The sequence below is a fragment of the Rathayibacter sp. VKM Ac-2926 genome, from assembly GCF_022815565.1.
GTDB classification, from domain to species: Bacteria; Actinomycetota; Actinomycetes; order Actinomycetales; family Microbacteriaceae; genus Rathayibacter; species Rathayibacter festucae.
The window spans coordinates 287,715-305,390 of record NZ_JALGRS010000001.1; the positions used below are offsets into that span (position 1 = coordinate 287,715).

A 17,676-nucleotide genomic window follows, 5' to 3' on the forward strand; every position below is an offset into this window, starting at 1 on the left:
GAAACGCCGTTGCACCTTTCAAGGAGGAAATGTGTCCCGCTCTGCAGAATCCCGCGGACGTCGCTCCCGCTCGGCCCTCACCGGGCTCGTCGCCGGCACCGGAGCCGCCGTGCTGCTGCTCACCGGCTGCGCCTCGGGCGACGGCGGCGGCTCGTCCGAGTCCGGCGCCGCCGGCTCCTTCTCGGTCCTCACCCCGGCCGAGAACTCGATCATCCGCGACGAGCTCGCCACCCTCGGCGAGGGCGCCTGCTCCGCCGAGAACGAGGCGATGCCGCTCGACAGCCAGACGGTCGCCCAGGCCGACGTGGTGCAGAAGATCACGCTGCTCGCGAGCCAGGACGCGCTGCCCACCAGCTTCGTCGCCGGCACCGCGCAGGTCCGCCCCGACGGCGACCTCGGCAAGAACGACCTCATCGTCGACTACGAGGAGAAGCTCACCGAGCTCGGCGTCTGGGACGACGTCCTCCCCGCCGCCCGCTCGACGATCACCTCGGTCTACGGCGGCATGGTCTCGCTGCCGTTCCAGTACAACGTCGAGGGCATCTGGTACAACAAGCAGATCCTGGCGGCGAACGGCATCGCCGAGCCGCAGACCTGGGACGAGCTCGTCGCCGCCCTCGAGACGCTGAAGGCCGCCGGAGTCGTCCCGCTCACCGAGGCCGGCAGCCAGGGCTGGCCGCTCACCCGCCTGATCGGCAACTACCTCTTCCGCTCGATCGGCCCGGACGCCATGAAGGACATCCAGTCGGGCGATGCGAAGCTCACCGACGCCGAGTACATCGAGGGCGCTCAGGCCGTCGCCGATCTCGGCAGTGCGGGCCTGTTCGGCGAGGGCGTCACCTCGCGCGACACCGACACCGCGAACGCCCAGTTCCTCACCGGCGAGGCCGCGATGACCTACAACGGCTCCTGGTTCCTGGCGAATCTCAACGACCCCGCTCAGAACCAGATCGGCGAGGAGAACGTCGGCTTCCTGCCGTTCCCGAACGTCACGGGCGGCGCGGGCGACAGCAGCCAGTGGCCGGCCAACGCCGGAGCGGCGACCGCGACCTCGACGAAGGCCTACGACGACGGGGTCGGCGACTGGCTGACCTGCATCGCCGAGAACTACGGCTCGAGCGTGCTGCAGAACCAGGGCGTCATCTCAGGCTTCGCGCTGAACGAGGAGGTCACCGACGTCCCGCCGCTGACCACCACGGTCCAGGAGTACGTGAACGAGGCGGACGAGACCGTGCTCTGGTTCGAGGCCCTCTTCGACGCGAAGACCACCTCGGACGCGCAGACCAACGTCTCGCTGCTGGTCTCGGGCGGCATGAGCGCCGAGGACTACATGTCGGCCCTCCAGGCCGATCTCGACCAGGCGCAGTGATCCCGAGCGGGCCGGCGGCTCCTCCCGCCGCCGGCCCGCATCCCTCCTCTTCCTCCTCCCCCGCGTGCACGCCCTGCGCGCACGTCGAAAGGACAGCGCTTCCGTGAACAGCGTCCTCGGAGACAAGAAGGCGATCCTGATCCTTCTCGGACCGGCCCTCGCCGTCTACACGCTCATCAAGCTCGTCCCGGTGCTCTGGTCGCTCGGACTCACCTTCTTCACCGGCAATCCGCTCAGCGGCTTCGAGTTCTCCGGCGGCGAGAACTTCCTGCGCTTCCTGCAGGATCCGCAGGCGCTCGAGGCCCTCTGGTTCACCGTCCGCTACTCGCTCGTGATCACCGCGGGGCAGGTCGTGCTCGGCTACGCCCTGGCGCTGCTCTACGTCTTCGTGCTGAAGAACGCGTCCTCCTTCGTCCGAACCGTCGTGTTCTTCCCGACCGTGCTGCCCACGGTCGCCGTCGCGCTGCTCTTCAAGAGCATGTTCGCCGTCGGCGGCCAGGAGGGCCCGGTCAACGCGGGACTCGGGTTCCTCGGTCTCGGCAGCATCGACTGGTTCGCGACCGCCGAGGGCACCTTCGCCGTCGCCGTGATCATGGAGCTCTGGCGCTCGATGGGCTTCTTCGCGATCCTGCTCTACGCCGGTCTCGTCGACATCCCGGAGGAGACGCTCGAGTCGGCCCGCCTCGACGGGGCGACCGGCTGGCGCCTGGTCTCCTCGATCGTGCTGCCGCTGTCGCTGCCGGTGCTGCTGTCGTCGGTGATCTTCAGCTTCAACAGCACGCTCAAGGTCTTCGACACCCTGCTCGCGCTGAACAACGGCGGACCGGGCAGCTCGACGACACCGCTGACGCTCTACATGTACCGCACCGTCTTCAGCTACTCGGACTACGGCTACGGCTCGACGATCGCTCTGGTGCTGACGATCATGTGCTTCCTCGTCACCCTCTTCATCTTCCGCTCGTCGCGCCGCGACAACACGAAGGAGGCCTGAGGTGTCCACCGGAACCCTCTCCCGCCCCGCGCCCCGCACCCGCCCCTCGGTGCCGGCCGGCCCGCACCGCCGGGTCCGCAGCCTCGGCCGCGGCACCCGGCGCTGGATCGGCCGCGTCCTGATCGGCCTGCTCGTCGTCGTCGAGGCGTACCCGATCTTCTGGATCGTGATGGGCTCGTTCAAGACGCAGAACGAGTTCTTCGCGAACCCGACCTGGGCGCTGCCGCAGAGCCTGGACTTCTCGAACTACGTCTCGGCGCTGACGGAGGGCGACCTGGCGACGAACCTGCGCAACAGCGTCCTGGTCACCGTCCCCTCGCTCGCCCTGATGATCGTGCTCGGCGTCGCCGCCGCGTTCGCGCTCGAGGTCCTGGTCTGGCGCGGCCGCAACACGGTGCTGCTGCTGTTCATCGCGGGCATCATGATCCCCGGCCAGATGATCCTGGTCCCGCTCTTCACGGTGTACTTCCGCACCGGGCTGACGAACTCGCTCTGGCCGCTGATCATCACCTACACGGTGATGGGGCTGCCGCTGACGGTGTTCCTGATGACGGCCTACTTCCGCGCGATCCCCCGCGAGATCTTCGAGGCCGCCGCGATCGATGGCGCGAGCATGATCACCGCCTTCTGGCGGGTCGGCGTGCCGATGATGCGCAACGCGATCATCACGATCGCGCTGGTCGAGTTCTTCGCGGTCTGGAACGACCTGCTGATCGCGCTGACCTTCACGACGAACGACGAGCTGGCCACGGTGCAGGTCGGGCTGCTGAACTTCAGCGACGAGTACGGCTCGACGCAGTACGGACCGCTGTTCGCCTCGATCAGCATCAACATCCTCGGCATGCTCGTGCTCTACCTCTTCCTCAACAAGCAGATCATGGCGGGCCTCGCCGCCGGCTCCGTGAAGGGCTGACGGATGCGCGCGCCCTCCCCCACCCCGCGAGATGCCACTTGTGCGGGCGACACGCCGTGAAAGCCGCGCACAAGTGGCATCTCGCGGAGGAGGCGTACTGGGAGGACCTCCGGCCCGGTGAGGGGCGGCGGCGGCCGCGGGCGGACGTGCTCAGCGACGCGCCGCGGCTGCGGCTCGACGGGGACTGGCGCTTCCGGCTCGCGCCGACCGCGCACGGCACCGGGCCGGGGTTCGCGGATCCGCTGCTCGACGATGCGGACTGGGACCTGCTGCGCATCCCGTCGCACTGGGTGCTCGAGGGCCACGGCGACCCGCTCTACACGAACACCGCGTTCCCCTTCCCGCTCGATCCCCCGCACCTGCCGGAGGAGAACCCGACCGGCGACCACCGCCTGCGCTTCGAGCTCCCCGCCGGCTGGCCGGAGGACGGCCGGACCGTGCTGCGCTTCCAGGGTGTCGACTCCTGCGGCGCCGCCTGGCTGAACGGCGAGCCGCTCGGCTGGTCGACGGGCAGCCGGCTGCCCTTCGAGTTCGACGTCACGGTGCCGCTGCGGCGCGGCGAGAACCTGCTCGCCGTCCGCGTGCAGCGCTGGTCGGCGGGGAGCTACCTCGAGGACCAGGACATGTGGTGGCTGCCCGGCATCTTCCGCGAGGTCGAGCTGCTCTGGCGACCGGACGGCGCGGCCGACGACGTGCTCGTCACCGCCGACTACGAGGACGGCACGGGCACCCTGCTGGTGCGCGCGCTGGACGAGGCGGGCGGCGAGCTGCCCGGCGTGGTCCGGCTGCCCGAGCTCGGCCTCGAGGCCCCCGCGGGCGAGAGCGTCCGGCTGCCGGTCGAGCCGTGGAGCGCCGAGTCGCCGCGCCTGTACCGCGGCACGCTCGAGGTCGCCGGCGAGCGGATCGAGCTCGCCGTCGGCTTCCGCACGGTGCGGATCCGCGACGGCGTCTTCACCGTCAACGGCTCCCCCGTCCGCCTGCGCGGCGTGAACCGGCACGAGCACGACCCCGATCGCGGCCGCGCCCTCGACGAGGCGACCATGCGCCGGGACATCGAGCTGATGAAGCGGGCGAACGTCACCGCGGTGCGCACCTCGCACTATCCGCCGCACCCCGCCTTCCTCCGCCTCTGCGACGAGCTCGGGCTCTGGGTGCTGGAGGAGTGCGACATCGAGACGCACGGCTTCATCTACGCGGGCTGGCAGGGCAACCCGCCGACCGAGCCGCAGTGGCGCGAGGCCCTCGTCGACCGCATCACCCGGATGGTCGCGCGCGACCGCAGCCACCCGAGCATCGTCATCTGGTCGCTCGCGAACGAGAGCATGGTCGGCGAGTCGTTCGACGTGCTCGAGCGGGTCGTGCGCCGGCTCGATCCGAGCCGGCCGATCCACTACGAGCGCGATCCGAGCTTCCGCAACTCCGACTTCTCCTCGGCGATGTACCCCGCGCTGGAGGAGCTCGAGGCGATCGCCGAGCGGCGGGAGCCGACCCCCGAGGGCGTGGTGGCCGGCTCGCCCGACGACGCGCGCCGCCGGCGCCTGCCCTTCGTGCTCTGCGAGTACGGGCACGCGATGGGCAACGGCCCGGGCTCGCTCGACGAGTACCAGCGGATCCTCGAGTCGTCCGACCGGATGGCCGGCGGCTTCGTCTGGGAGTGGATCGACCACGGCTTCCGCGCGACCGCCGCCGACGGGTCGGAGCACTTCCGGCACGGCGGCGACATCGACTTCCAGCCGAACGGCGGCAGCTACTGCATCGACGGGCTGCTCTTCCCCGACCGCACGCCCTCGCCCGGCCTCGCGTCGCTCGCGCGGGCGATCGCGCCGGTGGCGATCGACGTGGCGGAGGGGGCGATCGCGATCCGCAGCCGGCAGGACGTCGTCGACACCGCGGCACTGCGCTGGCGCTGGCGGGTCGAGGACGACGGGGCGCTGCTCGCGGAGGGCCTGCTCGACGTCCCCGCCGTGCCGGCCCGCGGGAGCGTCGTCGTGCCGTTCACGGCACCGGTCGCGGGCGTCCTCACCGTCTCGGCCGAGCTGGCCGAGGCGGCGCTCTGGGCGCCCGCCGGCCACGAGGTGGCGTGGGGGCAGCGGATCGACGCGCCGACCCCCGCAGTCCGCCGCCGCTCCGCGCGGGTCGCCGACGAGGACGGCATGCTGCGTCTCGGCGACGCCCTGCTCGACCCGCGGACCGGCCGGCTCGTCTCCCTCGGCGGCGTTCCCGTCGACGGGCCCCTCGTCGACCTGTGGCGCGCGCCGACCGAGAACGATCGCGGGCAGGGGACGCTGAACGCGCTCGCCGCGAGCTGGTCGGCCGTCGGCCTCGACCGCGTCCTGCACCGCACCGTCTCGGTCGAGCGCGATGAGCACTCCGTCACCGTGACCACCCGGAGCGGACCGGCGACCCAGACGCTCGCCGTGCTCAGCCGCCTGGTCTGGACGGCGGAGGAAGGCGCGCTGCACCTCGCCGCGCAGTTCGCGTTCACCGGCGCCTGGCAGGACACTCCGCACGGCCACCACTCGGTGACCCCGCCGCGCCTCGGCCTCCGCCTGACGCTTCCGGGCGGCTACGCGGACGCCGACTGGCTCGGCCGCGGCCCCGGCGAGTCCTACGCCGACACCCTCGACGCCGTCCGCTTCGGCCGCTTCGCCGCGAGCATCGACGCCCTGCAGACGCCGTACGTCGTGCCGCAGGAGAACGGCAACCACGTCGGCACCCGGCGCCTCTCGCTCAGCGGCCCGGGGCTGCCGCCGCTCGTCGTCACCGGCAACGGCTTCGACTTCACCGCCCGCCGCTGGACGAGCGAGGCCCTCGCCGTCGCCGCGCATCCCCACGAGCTGCGCGACTCCGGCCACGTCGTGCTCGACCTCGACGTCCGCCAGCAGGGCGTCGGCAGCGCCTCCTGCGGCCCGGCGCTCCCGGAGCGCTACCGCGTCCCGCTCGAGGAGGCGTCCCTGGAGCTGACCTTCCGCGCCGGCTGACGCTCCGCGCTCTCGGGTATCTTGCGCCGTCGTACGCCCGCCTGATGTCGGGCGAGCGAGGGATTCGATCGCTCGCTTCGCGCTGATCCGACAGGGCCGTGTCCGCTGAGGCGGGTGATGCTCAGGCGCGGCGCTCGAGCTCCACCTCGGCGCGCCAGAGGTGCGCGGGCTCCCAGCCGAGGGCCTCGCGGGCGCGGTCGATCGAGACGACCGTCTCGAAGCCCTCGAGGGGGCGGGTCAGCGGCACGTCCGGGAACGCTCCGGCGACCAGCTCGGCCGAGGGGATCGTCAGGCCGGTGTCGGAGGCGGCGATGTCGTAGACGGCGAAGCCCGGCTCGCCGACCTCCAGGGCGCGCGCGATCGCGCTCGCGCCGTCGCGGGCGTCGACGTAGCTCCACAGCAGTTCGCGGCGGTAGGCCGGGTCGCCGGCGCGCTCGACGAAGCGGGAGTACTCGCCGGCCCGGGTGATGTTGGTGAAGCGCAGCGCGGTGATCGAGCAGTCCCGGTCCCAGCGGACGAGCTGCCGGGCCATCGCCTCCTCGAGGACCTTGACCAGGCCGTAGGTGCTGTTCGCGCGGTCGCCGTCCTCCTCCGTGAGCGGGAGGGAGGCGGGCGGCTCGGCGAAGGGGAAGCCCATCGCGGTGATGCTGGAGGCGTGCACGATCCGCTTCACTCCGGCCCGCAGCGCGGAGTGGAACAGGTTGAACGAGACGGTCATGTTGGCGTGGAAGGTCGCCGCGTCCGGGACCAGGCCGTTCACCGGGATCGCCGCGAGGTGGACGATCGCGTCGACTCCGCTGTGCCGCGCGGTGATGCCGAGCACGGCGTCGAGCGCCTGGCCGTAGTCGGTGAAGTCGACGCGGGTGAAGGGCACCGCGACCGTCGGCGGCGTCAGATCGAGGCCGATCGGCTCGTGGCCGTCGGCGAGCAGCCGCTCCAGGGTCGCGGTGCCGAGCGTGCCGGAGCAGCCGGTGACGGCGATGCGCATGGGGGTCCTCTCGCGGGGATCGGGCGGGGGTCGAGCGGGGTGGGGCGGGGTCGGGCGTCAGCGTACGGGGAAGTCCGCGGGCAGCGGGAGGGCCGGGACCTCGTGCCCGGCGGCGGCCGACTCGTCGGCGTGCAGGTGCCCGGTGCGCCCGCCCGCCGGCAGGCCGGTCTCGGTGAAGAACCCGCGGAGCGGCTCGTAGACCGCGACGATGTCGTGCACGTCGCCCGCCCGGGTGAGCACGATGTCGCCGGCCTGGACGTAGCGCTCGGCGCCGTCGACGAGGATCCGCCCCTTCCCCTCCGCGAAGAACCACACCTCGTGGTCGTCGTGGTGGTGCCGGTCGAACCGCCCGCCCTCCAGCGGCACGGCGAAGCGGCCGAGGGTGCCGACGGCGCACCACTCCGGCCGGTCGCCGGGATGCAGCCAGGTGCCGGGCTCGTAGACCGGCATCAGGCCTGCGCCCAGCGCGGAGCGGTGCCTGGCTCGAGGATCCGCGCGCCGGGCAGCTCGTCGAGGCCGGTCTCGGCGCCGCCGGGCGTGTAGACGACGAGCAGACGCAGCGGCCGCCAGGTGGTGTTGTAGGTGGAGTGCACCGTGTCGCGCGGGATGTGCAGGGCGTCGCCCTCGCGGATCGCGAAGGCCGGGCCGTCGCCGACGGTCTGCTCGCCCTCGCCCGAGACGACGTAGATGACCTCCTCCTCGCCGGGGTGGCTGTGCGGGTCGTGGCCCTGACCGGGGTAGATGATCACCTCGCCGGTGGTCAGGCCGACGGGTCCGTCGAGGTGCGGGGTGACGAGCCACTTGATGGTGCCCCAGTCGAAGACGCGGGTGGGCACGTCGTCGGGGCGGCGGCCGGACTGCGCGGACGGGACGGACGGCGCGGCCTGCGCGGACGGGGTGGCGGGCGGTGTCGTGGTCACGGGGTCTCCTTCGAGGTGAGCGGGATGCTGGTGAAGTCGACGAGCTGCTGGCGGATCGCCCGCTCGGTCGGCAGGCGCTCGACGGAGGAGGCTCCGAAGAAGCCGGCGACCCCCGTCGTGTGCTGGAGGACGTACGCCGCGTCGGCGGGCTCGGCGATCGGGCCGCCGTGGCAGAGCACGATGACGTCCGGATTCACGGCGACCGCCGCGTCGCGCAGCTCCTGCACGCGCGCGGCCGACTCCTCGAGCGAGAGCGCCGTCTGCGCGCCGATGCTGCCGCTGGTGGTGAGGCCCATGTGCGGGACGAGGACGTCGGCGCCGGCCTCCGTCATCGCCACGGTCGACGCGACGTCGAACACGTAGGGGGCGGTGAGCAGGTCGCGCTCGGCGGCGAGCCGGATCATCTCGACCTCGAGGTCGAAGCCCATGCCGGTCTCCTCGAGGTTCTGCCGGAAGACGCCGTCGAAGAGCCCGACCGTCGGGAAGTTCTGCACCCCCGTGAAGCCGAGCCGCGCCAGCTCGTCGAGGAAGACCTCCATCCGCCGGAAGGGATCGGTGCCGCAGACCCCGGCGAGGACCGGGGTGTCGCGGATGATCGGCAGCACCTCGCGGCTCATCTCGACGACGATCTGGTTGGCGTCGCCGTAGGGCAGCAGGCCCGAGAGCGAGCCGCGGCCCGCCATCCGGAAGCGGCCGGAGTTGTAGATGATCAGCAGATCGGCTCCGCCGGCCTCGGCGGCCTTCGCGGAGATGCCGGTGCCGGCTCCCGCGCCGATGACGGGTCGCCCCGCGGCGATGGTGCGGCGGAGGCGGGCGAGTGCGGTCGCGCGGTCCATGTCAGCTCCTGTCCTGGTCGGTGGCGTGGGCCGCGGAGTGGTCGGCGGAGTGGTCGGCGGCGTGGCGGATCAGCCGGTCGAGCGCGTCCGCGGCGGCGCGGGCGAACTCCGGATCGTTGACGTCGAGCGGGGAGTCGAGGACCTCGACCGCGGAGCCGGCGACCGCGGCGAGCACCGCGTCGACCAGCGCGGCATCGGCCTCGGTGTCGGCGAAGACGGCGCCCGGCACGCCGATCGCCGACAGCCCGGCCCTCGGCACGGCCAGCACGGTCGGCCCCTCGGCCGCGGCGAGCTTGCGGCCGATCAGACCGCCCAGCTCGGCGCACTCGTCGGCGGTGGTGCGCATCAGCGTCACCGTCGGGTTGTGCACGAAGAACCGCCGCTGCGCGAAGCGCTCCGGGACGCCGTCCCGCGGGCCGAAGTTGACCATGTCGAGCGCTCCGAGGCTGACGACCTGCGGGACCCCCGCGCGCCCGGCCGCCTCGAGCCGGTCGGGGCCGGCCGTCAGAACGCCGCCGACCAGCTCGTCCGCGAGCTCGGTGGTGGTGAGGTCGAGCACCCCCGCGAGGTGCCCAGAACGGGCCAGGGCCTCGACGGCCCGGCCGCCGGAGCCGGTGGCGTGGAAGACGAGGACCTCGTAGCCGAGCTCGTCGAGGCGGGCGCGGGCGACGTCGACGGCGGCGGTCGTCACTCCGAACATGGTGGCCGCGACGAGCGGACGGCCGGACTCCTCCGCGGGCTGCTCGCGCCGGGCGGCGTGCGCCGCGGCCATCCCCGCGATGCCGCCGGCGGCGTTGTCGAGGACCTCGCGGGAGAGGCTGTTGATGCCGGCGATGTCGACGACGCTGTAGGTCATCGTCACGTCGCTCGCGCCGACGTAGGGGGCGACGTCGCCCGACGCCATCGTCGAGACGAGCATCTTCGGCAGCCCGATGGGCAGGTCGCGCACGGCGCGGGCGGCGATGGACGAGCCGCCGCTGCCGGCGAGGGACAGGACGCCGTCGAGACCGCCGTCGCTCCGGAGGCGCTCGAGGACGACGGCGGCGCCCTCGCCCATCGCGGTCATCGCGGCCCCGCGGTCGCCGCGCGAGCGCAGCTCGTCGAGCTCGGCGCCCGCGGCGCGGGCGGTCTCGGCGGCGGTGACGTCGGGAGCGGCGGCCGCTCCGGAGTGGGCGCCGACGCCCACGTCGACGAGCAGCACCTCGACGCCGAGGGCGCGCAGGCGGGCGGCCGTCCAGGCGTACTCGGCGCCCTTGGTGTCGAGGGTGCCCACGAGGGCCACCCGGGGTGCCGGTGTCCGGGGTGCCGGTCCTGGGGGTGCTGGCGTCATCGCGGCTCTCCTCCTCCTGGCCGGATCGCTCCGGTCCACGTCGTCGTGGTGCGCCGGGCCCGCCCAGCAGCTGCCCCCATGATGACTCGCATTTTGAAACGTGTCAAACAGCATTTCCGGGGCTATGCTGGCGCTCGATTGAAACGTGTCAGAGTCGAGACGCTCACGCAGAGGAGTGCTCGCCCAGCAGGAACGAGGCACCCCGGTGGCCATCCCCTCCTCCCCCCGCATCGAGCACCACCGTGCGGCGCTCGGCATCGGCGAGCGCCGACCCCGCCTCTCCTGGACGAGCCTCGCCGGCGACGACTGGCGCCAGGAGTCGTACGAGCTCGAGCGCGTCGACGCCGCCGGCGACGTGCAGCGCCGACGCGTCGGCTCCGCCGAGTCGGTCCTCGTGCCGTGGCCGTTCGCTCCGCTGACGAGCCGGGAGCGGGTCGAGATCCGGGTGCGCGTCTTCGGCCGCGGCGAGGACGACGCCCCCTGGAGCCGCCCGACCGCCGTCGAGGCCGGCCTGCTCGAGCCGCAGGACTGGAGCGCGGTGCCCGTCGGCGCCGCCTGGCCGGAGGACCCGGAGTCCGACCGGCGGCCTCCGCTGGTGCGCCGCTCCTTCACGGTCGACGGCGAGGTCGCCTCCGCGCGCCTCTACCTCAGCGCGCACGGCCTGTACGAGGTCGAGCTCAACGGCGCCCGCGTCGGCGACGACACCCTCGCGCCCGGCTGGACGGCCTACGCCGACCGCCTCCGCTACGCCACCCACGACGTCACCGATGCCCTCGTCCCCGGCGAGAACGCGCTCGGCTCCTGGCTCGGCGACGGCTGGTACCGCGGCCGGCTGGGCTGGCGCGGCGGCTTCCGGAACCTCTACGGCACCGACCTCTCCCTGATCGCGCAGCTCGAGATCGTCTACGCCGACGGCCGGCGTGAGACCGTCGCGACCGACCCGTCCTGGCGCGCCGCGCCCGGCCCGATCCTCTTCACCGGCAACTACGACGGCGAGGTGCACGACGCGCGCGAGGAGCGGGACGGCTGGTCCTCCCCCGGCTTCGACGACGCCGGCTGGACGCCGGTCGCGGTGGCGGAGCGCGATCCGGCGACCCTCGTCGCGCCGCAGGGCCCGCCGGTGCGCTGCACCGAGGAGGTGCGCCCCGTCGCCGTGCTGCGCACCCCGAGCGGCCGGAGCGTGCTCGACCTGGGGCAGAACCTCGTCGGGCGGATGCGGATCCGGCTGAGCGGGCCGCGCGGGGCGACCGTCACCCTCCGCACCGCCGAGATCATGCAGGAGGGCGAGCTCTACACCCGACCGCTGCGCGACGCCCGCTCCACCGACGCCTACACGCTGGCGGGCCGCGCCGAGGAGGAGTGGGAGCCGCGCTTCACCTTCCACGGCTTCCGCTTCGTCGAGGTCGAGGGCTGGCCGGGAGACCTCGAGGCGGCGGTGGCTGCGGGGGACGTCGTCGCGCGCGTCCTGCACACCGACTTCGAGCGCACCGGCTGGTTCGCCTGCTCCGACCCGCTGGTCGAGCGCCTGCACGAGAACGTGCTGTGGAGCATGCGCGGCAACATGGTGGACATCCCCACCGACTGCCCGCAGCGCGACGAGCGGGTCGGCTGGACCGGGGACATCCAGGTCTTCGCGCCGACCGCGTCGTTCCTCTTCGACGTCTCCGGGATGCTCTCGTCCTGGCTCCGCGACGTGGCGGCCGAGCAGCTGCCCGACGGCACGGTGCCCTGGTACGTCCCGGTGATCCCCGCGCACGCGATGTGGACGCCGATCCGCCCGGGCGCGGCCTGGGGCGACGCGGCGGTCCTCGTGCCGTGGACGCTGTACGAGCGCTTCGGCGACGCCGGGGTGCTGGCGGTGCAGTACGACAGTGCGAAGGCCTGGGTCGAGCTCGTCGAGCGGCTCGCCGGGCCGTCGCGGCTCTGGGACGAGGGCTTCCAGCTGGGCGACTGGCTCGATCCGGACGCTCCTCCCCAGGACCCGGCGGACGCGAAGACCGACCGCTACCTGGTCGCCACGGCCTACTTCGCGCAGTCCGCCCGGCGGCTCGGGCAGACCGCCCGCGTGCTCGGCCGCGAGCAGGACGCCGACCGCTTCCTCGCGCTGGCCGCCGAGGTCCGGGCCGCCTTCGTCGAGCACTACGTCGAGCCGGACGGACGGATGGCCAGCGACGCGCAGACCGCGTACGCGCTCGCCCTCGAGTTCGAGCTGCTGCCGGAGTCGCTGCGCACCGCCGCGGGGGCCCGCCTGGCCGAGCTGGTCGCGTCCGCCGGCAACCGCATCTCGACCGGCTTCGTCGGCACGCCGATCGTCTCGGACGCGCTCTCGGGCACCGGCGGGATCGACCGCGCCTACGCACTGCTGCTCGAGCGCGAGTGCCCGTCCTGGCTGTACCCGGTGACCCAGGGCGCGACGACGATCTGGGAGCGCTGGGACAGCCAGCTCCCCGACGGCACCGTGAACCCCGGCACGATGACCTCGTTCAACCACTACGCGCTCGGCGCGGTCGCCGACTGGCTGCACCGGGTGGTCGCGGGTCTCGCGCCGGCGGAGCCGGGCTACCGCTCGATCCTGTTCCGGCCGCGCCCGGGCGGCGGGCTCACCTCGGCGAGCGCCGCCCACCTGACGCCGTACGGCCGCGCCTCCATCGCCTGGACCCTCGCCGACGGCGAGCTGCGCGTCGAGGTCGAGGTGCCCGTGGGGGCCACCGCGGTGCTCGACCTCGAGGGCGCGGAGCCGCGCGCCCTCGGGCCGGGCCGGCACACCGCCGTGGTGGCGGCCGGCACGGGAGTCTCGAGACCCGGCGTGCGCGAGCGGATGATCGGCTGACCGGTGTCCTGACCGGGGTGGATCTTGATACGCCCGCTCCGCGGGCTACTCGATCAGCAGGATTCTCCGCAGACGTACGAGGTGATCTCGCGCCGGGGCTGCCGTGCGTACCGGCTGGAGGTGAGCGTGCTCCCCGACGGGAAGGTGCGGAACGTGAAGGTGTCGACGAGTCCCGCCCCATCGCCGCCCCCGCCCCTCACTCCCCGTCGGCGAAGTCCGTGCTGCGGCTGAGCGGCTCCCACGCGTCCACGTCGGAGCGGAGGGCGTCGAGCGCCGCGCGGAAGGCGTCGGAGGCGTCGTTGCCCAGCAGCAGGATCGACGGCGGCGCGTCCGACTCCACGGCCTCGATCAGGGCGATCGCCGCCTTCGCCGGGTCGCCCTTCTGGGTGCCGTGCACGGTGTCGCGCTCCTTGCGGCGCTTGCCCGCCGTCTCGGCGTAGTCGGCGATCGGCTGCGACGACTGGGTGAGCGAGCGGCCGGCGAAGTCGGTGCGGAAGCCGCCCGGCTCGACCGAGAACGCGCGGATGCCCAGCGGCGCGACCTCCTTGCGCAGCGACTCGGTGAGCGCCTCGATCGCGGCCTTGACCGCCGCGTAGTAGCCGGAGCCCTCCGGCGAGATGCGGGCGCCGATCGAGGACAGGTTGACGATCACTCCGGAGCGGCGCTCGCGCATCCCGGGCAGCACCGCCTTGATCGTGCGCACCGTGCCGAAGAGGTGGGTGTCGAAGAGCTGCTGCACCGCCGCCTCCTCGCCCTCCTCGACGGCCGCGCGGTAGCCGTAGCCCGCGTTGTTGACGAGCACGTCGATCCCGCCGAAGCGCTCCTCGGCGGCGTCGACGGCGGCGGCCACCTGCGCGTCGTCGGTGACGTCCAGCGCGAGGGCGAGCGCGGAGTCGGGGTGCGCCTCGGCGAGGTCGCGGACGGAGTCGACGTCGCGCGCGGTGACGACGACGCGGTCGCCGTGGGCGAGGACGGCGGTCGCGAGCGCGCGGCCGAGTCCGGTGGAGCAGCCGGTGATGAGCCAGGTGGTCATGGCGGTCCTTCTTCCTCGAGGTGCCCGCGGACGGCGCGGGCCGGACTCCATTCCACCGCCGCCCGGGCTCCCCGGGACAGGGGTGGACGCGGATCACGGCTGGACGCGTGGGAGGGTGGTCCGGTGTCCACAGTGAGCGTGCCGACGCCGCGCTCGGGGGTGCGGACGCGGCGATTCCGGCGCCTCGCGCGCCTCGGCTTCGCCGTCAACGGCGTCGTGCACCTGCTGATCGGCGGCCTCTCGCTGCGGGTGGCGTTCGGCGACGAGACGACGCAGGAGGCGGATCCGTCGGGTGCGATCGCGCGCCTGGCCGAGTCGCCGGCCGGCCTCGTCGTCGTCTGGGCGGCACTGGTCGCGCTCGTCGCCCTCGGGCTGTGGCAGTTCACCTTCCAGAGCCGCTCGAGCGATCCGAGCCGCGCGAAGCGCTGGGGGCGGCGGATCGTCGAGTCGGGCAAGGGCTTCGCCTCGCTCGCGCTGGCCGGGACGACGCTGGTGTTCGCGCTCGGCGGGTCGACGAGCTCCTCCGCGACCATCCGCGCGATCAGCACCGACCTGCTGGCCCGCCCGGCCGGGTCGATCGTGCTGACGATCGTCGGCGGGATCGTCCTCGGCAGCGGGATCGGCTTCCTCGCCATCGGCGTGCGGCGCGGCTTCCGCAAGCTCGTGCGCATCCCGGCGGGGCGCCGCGGCCTGGCCGTGCTGATCCTGGGCGCCGCCGGCTACGTCTCGAAGGGGATCGCCCTCGGCATCGCCGGCGGTCTCTTCGTCGTCGCGGCGATCACCGGCGACGCCCGGCGGGCGACCGGGCTCGACGGCGCCCTGCGCTTCCTCGACGTCCCGCCCTACGGGACCATCGCGCTGACCGCGATCGGCGCCGGCCTCGTGATGTACGGCGGCTTCCTGATCGCCCGCGCGAAGCTCGCCAAGCTCTGAGGGCCCGGGCTCAGCCCATGACCGCGGCGGGATCGAGCCGCTTCGCGTAGCAGCGGGTCGCCGGCTCGTCGCCCCAGTAGCCGAAGCCGGGGATCGGGTCGTAGCCCGAGCTGCTGTAGAGCGCCATCGCCTCGGGCTGCTCGATGCCGGTGACCAGGCGGAGCAGCGTCACGCCGTGGCGGACGGCCAGCTCCTCGACTCCCGCGAGGAGGAGGCGGCTGTAGCCGCGGCCGCGCGCCGACTCGGCCACGAACATCCGCTTGATCTCGCCGATCTCCCCGTCGGCGGCGAGCGCGACGCAGCCGACGACCTCGGGCCCGACCTGCAGCAGCAGCGTCGGCGCGTCCACGGGCGGCCGCGGCCCGGGGTCGTCGCCGCCGTAGCGCCTCATGATCTCGGCCTCCTGCACGGCGAACAGCCGCCCCGCCACCGCATCGCCGGCCGTCGTCTCGACCATCCGCGCCTCGTCCGCACTCACGCCCCCCACCCTCGCACGCTCCCATCGCTCCCCGCGAGATGCCACTTGTGCACGCGACACGCCGAGAAAAGCGTGCACAAGTGGCATCTCGCGGAGGGTCAGCAGACGGCGGAGCGGAACCGGAGGTCGGTGAGGAAGACCCCGTGCCAGCCCTGTCTGCCCTCGTGCTGGGTGTAGGTGAGCGTGCTCCCGGAGGGGAAGACGTCGAAGACGAAGACGTCGTTCTTGAAGTACGCGATGGTCGAGACGTCTCCCTCGACGCGACGGTACGGGTCGGCGAGCGTGCCGGCACCGGTCCCCGCGAAGAGGCCGTCCTGGACGATCGTCGTCGGCGCGACACTGAAGCCCATCGCGTCCCAGTGATCCGGCTGCCAGGCCTGCCGGTCCTGCGAGGTGAAGTCGTAGAACTCGAACTGGAGATCGACCGGATCGAACAGCCGCCCCTGCGGATCGAAGAACTGGAAGGTCAGGGTCTGCGAGTCGGATCCCGGACTGGGAAGGGTCGTGGCCGGGCCCTCGCGCCGCTGATTCAGGACCAGCGCGCTTCTCGGCGCGGTGCCCGAGTACTGCACCTCGGTGCTCTCGAGGTCGGTCTCCCCGGTCACCGCGCCCCATCCGAGTCCGCTCTGAGTCAGATTGAAGCTCTGACCCTGCGTCGTCGTCGTGGTGCCGGGAGCGAGCACCGAGGTGATCCGCACGGTGGACACCGCGCCGGAGGAGCTGGGCGCCAGGAGCACCGCGGTGTCGCCGCCGGCGTTGCTGGTCCGCCTGAAGGCGACCGCGCTGTCGCAGAGGGCGGCGGTGGAAGCGGCAGCGAGAGGCGCCGCGATCACCGCGGCGGCGACCGGAGCGCTCCACACCGCCGCTGCGCTCACGGTTCGGCGGGACGGTCCGGGCGTGGGGGTGGAGGACGAGGACACGGCGGTCCTTTCGATCAGGAGGCGGAGTGCGCCTCGATCCGGCGGAGTGGTAGCGCTGTCATGGCGCTGTGCGGCCAGCCAAGCGCACCCCCTCCGCCACGAGCAGTCCCCCGTCCGTGCCACACCCCCCCGGTGAGCACCTCCCGCGAGATGCCACTTGTGCACGCGACACGCCGAGGAGAGCGTGCACAAGTGGCATCTCGCGGGAGGGAAGGGGGACGCGCGGGTCAGGCGTAGTGGGCGGCGACCTCGGCGAGGCACTCGCGGAAGACGCGGACGGCGGGCGAGGCGAGCTGCGCCTCGCGCTGGGCCGTGAAGATGGTGCGGCGGGGGCGGCCGGGCAGCTCGAGCAGGCGGCAGTCGGGCTCGCCGCCGGCCCAGACCAGGTCGGGCATCAACGCGACCGCGTTGCCCGAGGCGGCGAGGCGGATCTGCGCCTGGAGGTCCGCGGTCTCGAAGCGCACGTCGGGCTCGAAGCCGGCGACCCGGCAGGTCTGCTCGGCGAAGTGCCGGCTCGCGGTGCCGCGCGGCTCCATCACCCAGGCGGCGTCGCGCGCGCTCTGCAGGTCGCGAACCGCGGAGTCGTGGCGGACCGCGAGCCGGATCGCATCGGTCGTGAGGTCGCTGCGCACCAGGCCCGGCAGCCAGGACACCGAGTGGCCCGGGTACTGCTCGGCGACGACGAGGTCGAACTCGCGCGCCCAGGAGGTCTCGTGCAGCGCCCCCTCCGGCTCGCGCTGCACCATCTCGACCCGCACCTCGGGCGCCCGCTCGGCGATCGAGTGCAGCGCGCCCGGCATCAGCGCCAGGGCCGCGGACTGGAACACCGCGACCCGCACCCGACCGGTGACCGACTCCCCCGACGCGGCGAGCGCCGCCTCCGCCCGCTCGAGCAGCGCCAGCACCTCGCCGGCCGCCGCGACCAGGATCTCGGCCTGCGGGGTGAGCTGCACCCGCCGCCCGACCTTGCGCAGCAGCTCGACACCGGTCTCGCGCTCGAGCACGGTGAGCTGCTGCGAGACGGCGGAGGGACTGTAGGCGAGGGCCTCCGCGGCGGCGGCGAGCGTGCCCCGGATGGCGACCTCGCGCAGCAGCACCAGGCGGCGGACGTCGAGCACGGGCGACCTCGATTCGGCAGAGCTGATCAGTAAGGA

General features: G+C 73.2%; 15 protein-coding genes. 6 read left to right on the forward strand and 9 right to left on the reverse strand.

The genetic code is table 11. From position 1 onward, the window contains the following. Positions 1-31: 31 nt before the first annotated feature. The 4 genes from MT351_RS01450 (at position 32) to MT351_RS01465 (ending at position 6,254) form a co-directional block, all read left to right on the forward strand. Complete coding sequence (locus tag MT351_RS01450; RefSeq protein WP_133960791.1) at positions 32-1,369, forward strand: ABC transporter substrate-binding protein; 1,338 nt, start codon at positions 32-34, stop codon at positions 1,367-1,369. 103 nt (positions 1,370-1,472) lie between these two features. Continuing rightward, on the forward strand, positions 1,473-2,360 hold the full coding sequence (locus MT351_RS01455; RefSeq protein ID WP_123444732.1) for a carbohydrate ABC transporter permease: 888 nt from the start codon (positions 1,473-1,475) through the stop codon (positions 2,358-2,360). Position 2,361: 1 nt separating this feature from the next. Next, a complete protein-coding gene (locus MT351_RS20195; RefSeq protein WP_243581075.1) occupies positions 2,362-3,273 on the forward strand; it encodes a carbohydrate ABC transporter permease in 912 nt (303 codons plus the stop codon). Between the two features lie 56 nt (positions 3,274-3,329). Beyond that, positions 3,330-6,254, forward strand: a complete 2,925-nt coding sequence (locus tag MT351_RS01465; protein ID WP_243581076.1) for a glycoside hydrolase family 2 TIM barrel-domain containing protein — start codon at positions 3,330-3,332, stop codon at positions 6,252-6,254. 121 nt (positions 6,255-6,375) lie between these two features. Here MT351_RS01465 and MT351_RS01470 read toward each other — a convergent pair whose 3' ends face one another. The 5 genes from MT351_RS01470 to MT351_RS01490 are packed head-to-tail and all read right to left on the reverse strand — an operon-like array spanning position 6,376 to position 10,328. After that, a complete protein-coding gene (locus MT351_RS01470; protein ID WP_243581077.1) occupies positions 6,376-7,242 on the reverse strand; it encodes an NAD(P)-dependent oxidoreductase in 867 nt (288 codons plus the stop codon). Positions 7,243-7,299: 57 nt separating this feature from the next. Next, entirely contained in the window at positions 7,300-7,692 is a 393-nt protein-coding gene (locus tag MT351_RS01475) for an AraC family ligand binding domain-containing protein (protein WP_123734779.1), read from the reverse strand. Beyond that, positions 7,692-8,162, reverse strand: a complete 471-nt coding sequence (locus MT351_RS01480) for a cupin domain-containing protein (RefSeq protein WP_243581078.1) — start codon at positions 8,160-8,162, stop codon at positions 7,692-7,694. Before MT351_RS01480 ends, MT351_RS01475 begins: the two co-directional genes overlap by 1 nt. After that, on the reverse strand, positions 8,159-8,998 hold the full coding sequence (locus MT351_RS01485) for a phosphoenolpyruvate hydrolase family protein (RefSeq protein ID WP_123701514.1): 840 nt from the start codon (positions 8,996-8,998) through the stop codon (positions 8,159-8,161). The genes MT351_RS01480 and MT351_RS01485 overlap by 4 nt, the downstream gene beginning before the upstream one ends. A gap of 1 nt (position 8,999) precedes the next feature. Then, positions 9,000-10,328 carry a Tm-1-like ATP-binding domain-containing protein gene (locus MT351_RS01490; RefSeq protein WP_243581079.1) on the reverse strand — a complete coding sequence of 443 codons (1,329 nt, stop codon included), beginning with the start codon at positions 10,326-10,328 and terminating at the stop codon, positions 9,000-9,002. 205 nt (positions 10,329-10,533) lie between these two features. Between MT351_RS01490 and MT351_RS01495 the strand changes: the two genes are divergently transcribed. Further along, the gene (locus MT351_RS01495) at positions 10,534-13,158 is read left to right on the forward strand and encodes an alpha-L-rhamnosidase (RefSeq protein WP_243581080.1); all 2,625 of its coding nucleotides are present in this window, start codon (positions 10,534-10,536) and stop codon (positions 13,156-13,158) included. Between the two features lie 196 nt (positions 13,159-13,354). On the opposite strand, the gene MT351_RS01500 is transcribed toward MT351_RS01495, so the two are convergent. Next, entirely contained in the window at positions 13,355-14,191 is an 837-nt protein-coding gene (locus tag MT351_RS01500) for an oxidoreductase (RefSeq protein WP_243581081.1), read from the reverse strand. Between the two features lie 123 nt (positions 14,192-14,314). On the opposite strand from MT351_RS01500, the gene MT351_RS01505 reads away from it, so the two are divergent. Then, complete coding sequence (locus MT351_RS01505; RefSeq protein WP_165908973.1) at positions 14,315-15,124, forward strand: DUF1206 domain-containing protein; 810 nt, start codon at positions 14,315-14,317, stop codon at positions 15,122-15,124. A gap of 10 nt (positions 15,125-15,134) precedes the next feature. Here the strand turns inward: MT351_RS01505 and MT351_RS01510 are convergent, their stop codons facing one another. From MT351_RS01510 to MT351_RS01520, 3 genes are all read right to left on the reverse strand, one after another. Then, complete coding sequence (locus MT351_RS01510) at positions 15,135-15,602, reverse strand: GNAT family N-acetyltransferase (RefSeq protein WP_132435017.1); 468 nt, start codon at positions 15,600-15,602, stop codon at positions 15,135-15,137. 98 nt (positions 15,603-15,700) lie between these two features. Beyond that, on the reverse strand, positions 15,701-16,522 hold the full coding sequence (locus MT351_RS01515; RefSeq protein WP_243581082.1) for a hypothetical protein: 822 nt from the start codon (positions 16,520-16,522) through the stop codon (positions 15,701-15,703). A 227-nt stretch (positions 16,523-16,749) separates the two neighbouring features. Then, positions 16,750-17,640, reverse strand: coding sequence for a LysR family transcriptional regulator (locus MT351_RS01520; protein WP_123734770.1), 891 nt, complete (start codon positions 17,638-17,640; stop codon positions 16,750-16,752). Positions 17,641-17,676: the final 36 nt, after the last annotated feature.

Excerpts from the sequence above, each read along its gene's own strand:
- MT351_RS01475 (WP_123734779.1), bottom strand. The coding sequence starts at position 7,692 with ATGCCGGTCTACGAGCCCGGCACCTGGCTGCATCCCGGCGACCGGCCG.
- MT351_RS01500 (WP_243581081.1), bottom strand. The coding sequence starts at position 14,191 with ATGACCACCTGGCTCATCACCGGCTGCTCCACCGGACTCGGCCGCGCG.
- MT351_RS01470 (WP_243581077.1), bottom strand. The coding sequence starts at position 7,242 with ATGCGCATCGCCGTCACCGGCTGCTCCGGCACGCTCGGCACCGCGACC.
- MT351_RS01490 (WP_243581079.1), bottom strand. The coding sequence starts at position 10,328 with ATGACGCCAGCACCCCCAGGACCGGCACCCCGGACACCGGCACCCCGG.
- MT351_RS01485 (WP_123701514.1), bottom strand. The coding sequence starts at position 8,998 with ATGGACCGCGCGACCGCACTCGCCCGCCTCCGCCGCACCATCGCCGCG.